This is a genomic window from Arsukibacterium sp. (assembly GCF_041616895.1).
GTDB lineage: Bacteria > Pseudomonadota > Gammaproteobacteria > Enterobacterales > Alteromonadaceae > Alishewanella.
The window spans coordinates 1-3,444 of the sequence record NZ_JBFJPY010000168.1; the positions used below are offsets into that span (position 1 = coordinate 1).

Consider the following 3,444-nt stretch of genomic DNA (forward strand, 5'->3'; position numbering starts at 1 on the left):
CGCCGGCCCGGACATAATGCTCGCGGTCTGTGTTGCTGCCAATACTGATAAAAATACGAGCCATCAGGCTTGCTCCCGCGCAGACGTTAGAGGCTTCTTAGCCAGGCCAGCGGTGCGAACAATATGCACCCCTACCGTTTGCGCCTGTGCCACTGCACCGGGCTTACTAACGGTAACTTCCACTTTACTGGTCGCAAATTCTGTCAGTAACATACTGGCCACCCGTTCTGCTACGGTTTCAATCAGCTCTATCGGCTGGGCAGTGATCAGCGTGATCACTTTTTCAGCAATAACGGCATAATCGAGGGTCAGACTAATATCATCTTTGGCAGCGGCGATACGCTGGTCAGCTGTCAGGGTTAAATCAAGCAACAACCGCTGCTGAATGGATTTCTCCCAGTCGTAAACCCCGATAACGGTATCGACTTGTAGCTGTTTTATAAAAACTATGTCCATTCAGTTAAATCCGGATTGCGTTATTTTTCGTTTAAGGTAGGCTGGTCGGATAGGTAAATAGCCACCAAGCCCTTATTCTGCTGCTGTAAAGCGAGCGGCAATCTTATCGTAAAAACTGGTGCTGAGGAACCGTCGGAATGACCCTGCTGATTGTTATTATGATGTTTGCTGCCTATTTATTAGGCTCGGTGTCATCAGCAGTGCTGGTATGCCAGCTTTTTCGCCTGCCCGATCCCCGCTTTCACGGTTCAGGTAACCCAGGCGCCACTAATGTGTTACGCCTCGGCGGCGCTTTCCCGGCAATATTAGTGTTGGTGTTTGATATCTTAAAAGGCACTATTCCGGTCTGGGGCTCATACTTTTTAGAAATTGAACCCATCTGGCTCGGTGCTATCGCCATTTGTGCCTGTTTAGGCCACATTTACCCGGTGTTTTTTGGCTTTAAAGGTGGCAAGGCGGTGGCTACCGCCTTTGGCGCTATGATGCCAATTGGCTTGGATCTGGCCGGGCTGCTCATCGCCAGCTGGATTTTACTGGTTGCAGTAAGTGGCTACTCGTCGTTAGCCGCTATTATTACCGTGGCATTAGCACCGCTGTTTACCTGGTGGATAAAGCCGTTATATACCATCCCGGTATTAATGCTGAGCATTTTAATCATTGCCCGCCATCGCCAGAATATTGTCCGGCTGTATAAGGGTAAAGAAAGTAAAGTGTGGGATAAGAGCAAACGCATTCGCGAGTAAGTTTCTGCCCATCTTGATGAATTTGCGCACGCATCTCTTATAATGCACAAACCTTTCAAAGCGAGGTTGGAATACTGTTTAACCGGCCTGGCTTACGGTTGCAACTCCCGCTCTGGCTCGCCACAGCAATTCGCTCGCGCTGGCGCACTCACTCAGACACTCTGTGGCGCCTAGATCGGGATTCCAACCTTCAGCTTTCAAAGTTCAGTATCTCCCGGTTTAAACCGGCGCCAAATCCTGCATTGGCCAGCGAGGCGTTACGCCAATGGTTAAATCTTGTTGCTGGCCGGCCTGTAAGCGCTGACACCCTACATAAGCAATCATTGCGCCATTATCCGTACAAAACTCTTTACGCGGATAATATACTGCACCACCCCGGCGCTTTAACAGCACCGCCAACTGCTCCCGCAGTGACAGGTTGGCACTGACGCCACCGGCAATAACCAGCCGCTGATAACCCGTTTGCTCTAGCGCCCGCTCGCATTTTATCACTAAGGTATCCACCACCGCCTGTTGAAACGAGGCAGCAATATCGGCCTGCACCTGCTCGCTGCTGCCTTCCTTGGCAATTACATTAGCCGCCGAGGTTTTCAGGCCGCTAAAGCTGAAATCAAGCCCGGGTCGGTCGGTCATTGGCCGGGGGAACTTATATTTTTTACTGTCGCCGGTTAATGCCAGCTTTGCCAGCAACGGGCCGCCGGGATAATCCAGGCCCATTAACTTAGCTGTTTTGTCAAAGGCTTCGCCAGCCGCATCATCTATCGACTCGCCCAGCAACTCATATCGGCCAATACTCTCCACTCCAACCAGCTGAGTGTGGCCGCCGGATACCAGCAACGCTAAAAAAGGAAACGGCGGCGGATTATCTTCCAGCATCGGCGCTAATAAATGGCCTTCCATATGATGGACCGCCAGCGCCGGTTTCTGCCAGGCATAAGCCAGGCTGCGACCTATGGTGGCGCCGACCAGCAAGGCCCCGGCTAAGCCAGGCCCTGCCGTATAGGCTACGCCATCAATATCGCTGCTAGTTAAGCACGCTTGCTTAAGCGCCTGCTTAATCAAAGGTAAGGTTTTTTTAACATGATCGCGCGATGCCAGCTCAGGCACTACCCCGCCGTAATCAGCATGCAACGGGATCTGACTATACAGCACATGGCTTAGCAGCCCTTTTTCACTATCATAAATAGCAATAGCAGTTTCATCACAGGATGTTTCTATACCTAATACGCGCATCGTCTTCCCAAAAATCATGTTAAAAAAATCAGCAAATAATAGGATCTGGCCAGAAAGTTCAGGTACACTTGCCGGCCTTTAACGCGCGCATTGTATCGGCTTCACCGTGTCAGAGCCAGAAGATCTGATTTAAGATCACTTATTCGCTTTACATTGGTAGGGGTTTTTGCGTAAAATGCCGCACCATTTTTAATCGTAATTGGTTACCGATAACCAAGTTTGACCGAGGTGAGAATTTAATGCCTGTTGTTAAAGTAAAAGAAAACGAACCCTTTGACGTAGCGTTACGTCGTTTCAAGCGCTCTTGTGAAAAAGCTGGCGTGTTAGCTGATGTTCGCGCAAAAGAATTTTACGAGAAGCCTACCTGGGTTCGTAAGCGCAAGAAAGCGGCAGCGGTAAAACGCCATGCTAAAAAGCTTTCTCGCGAGAATGCACGTCGGATCCGCCTGTACTAATTACAGTCATCCGGCGTTAACCTGTCTAGTCGCCCACTGGCGATATTAGTTAGCAGGTTCGCAATAAGGTTTCAGGCCGATATCTGCACACCGTGTTCTTTGAGCACGGTTTGTCTTTTTCTGGAAAGCATATAAAGGACATTAGTGGCAGGACAAATTCCGCGTCAGTTTATTGATGATCTGCTCGCCAGAACAGACATTGTAGAGCTGATCGACCAACGCGTACCCCTTAAAAAAGCAGGTAGTAAAAACTACTCTGCCTGTTGCCCGTTCCATAACGAAAAAAGCCCATCCTTTACTGTCAGCCCCGATAAGCAGTTCTATCACTGTTTTGGTTGTGGCGCCCATGGCAATGCCATCAGCTTTATGATGGAGTTTGAGCAACTGGAGTTTGTGGAAGCCATTGAAGAACTGGCCAAGCAACTGCATATGGACGTACCGCGCGAACAAGGCAAGGGCCCAAGCCGCCCTGCCGCACAGGCCGATGACTATAGCTTAATGCAGCAGGCTGCCGACTATTACCAGCAACAACTGCAGCAACATACTAATGGCCCGGC

The 3,444-nt window shown here is 50.0% G+C and carries 5 protein-coding genes; 3 read left to right on the forward strand and 2 right to left on the reverse strand.

Features of this window, described 5'->3' with window-relative positions:
• Positions 1–63: 63 nt before the first annotated feature.
• Positions 64–456 (reverse strand): dihydroneopterin aldolase, encoded by a 393-nt coding sequence (gene folB, locus ABY802_RS16260; RefSeq protein WP_372628169.1) that lies wholly within the window; start codon positions 454–456, stop codon positions 64–66.
• Between the two features lie 137 nt (positions 457–593).
• Here folB and plsY point away from each other — a divergent pair, with 137 nt between their 5' ends.
• Positions 594–1,199, forward strand: coding sequence for a glycerol-3-phosphate 1-O-acyltransferase PlsY (plsY, locus tag ABY802_RS16265; RefSeq protein WP_372628170.1), 606 nt, complete (start codon positions 594–596; stop codon positions 1,197–1,199).
• Between the two features lie 219 nt (positions 1,200–1,418).
• On the opposite strand, the gene tsaD is transcribed toward plsY, so the two are convergent.
• The gene (gene tsaD, locus ABY802_RS16270; protein WP_372628171.1) at positions 1,419–2,432 is read right to left on the reverse strand and encodes a tRNA (adenosine(37)-N6)-threonylcarbamoyltransferase complex transferase subunit TsaD; all 1,014 of its coding nucleotides are present in this window, start codon (positions 2,430–2,432) and stop codon (positions 1,419–1,421) included.
• Positions 2,433–2,671: 239 nt separating this feature from the next.
• On the opposite strand from tsaD, the gene rpsU reads away from it, so the two are divergent.
• Together rpsU and ABY802_RS16280 are read left to right on the forward strand one after the other, a co-directional pair.
• Complete coding sequence (rpsU, locus tag ABY802_RS16275) at positions 2,672–2,887, forward strand: 30S ribosomal protein S21 (protein WP_019675131.1); 216 nt, start codon at positions 2,672–2,674, stop codon at positions 2,885–2,887.
• Positions 2,888–3,031: 144 nt separating this feature from the next.
• On the forward strand, positions 3,032–3,444 hold a 413-nt coding region (locus tag ABY802_RS16280), incomplete at its 3' end, for a CHC2 zinc finger domain-containing protein (RefSeq protein WP_372628172.1).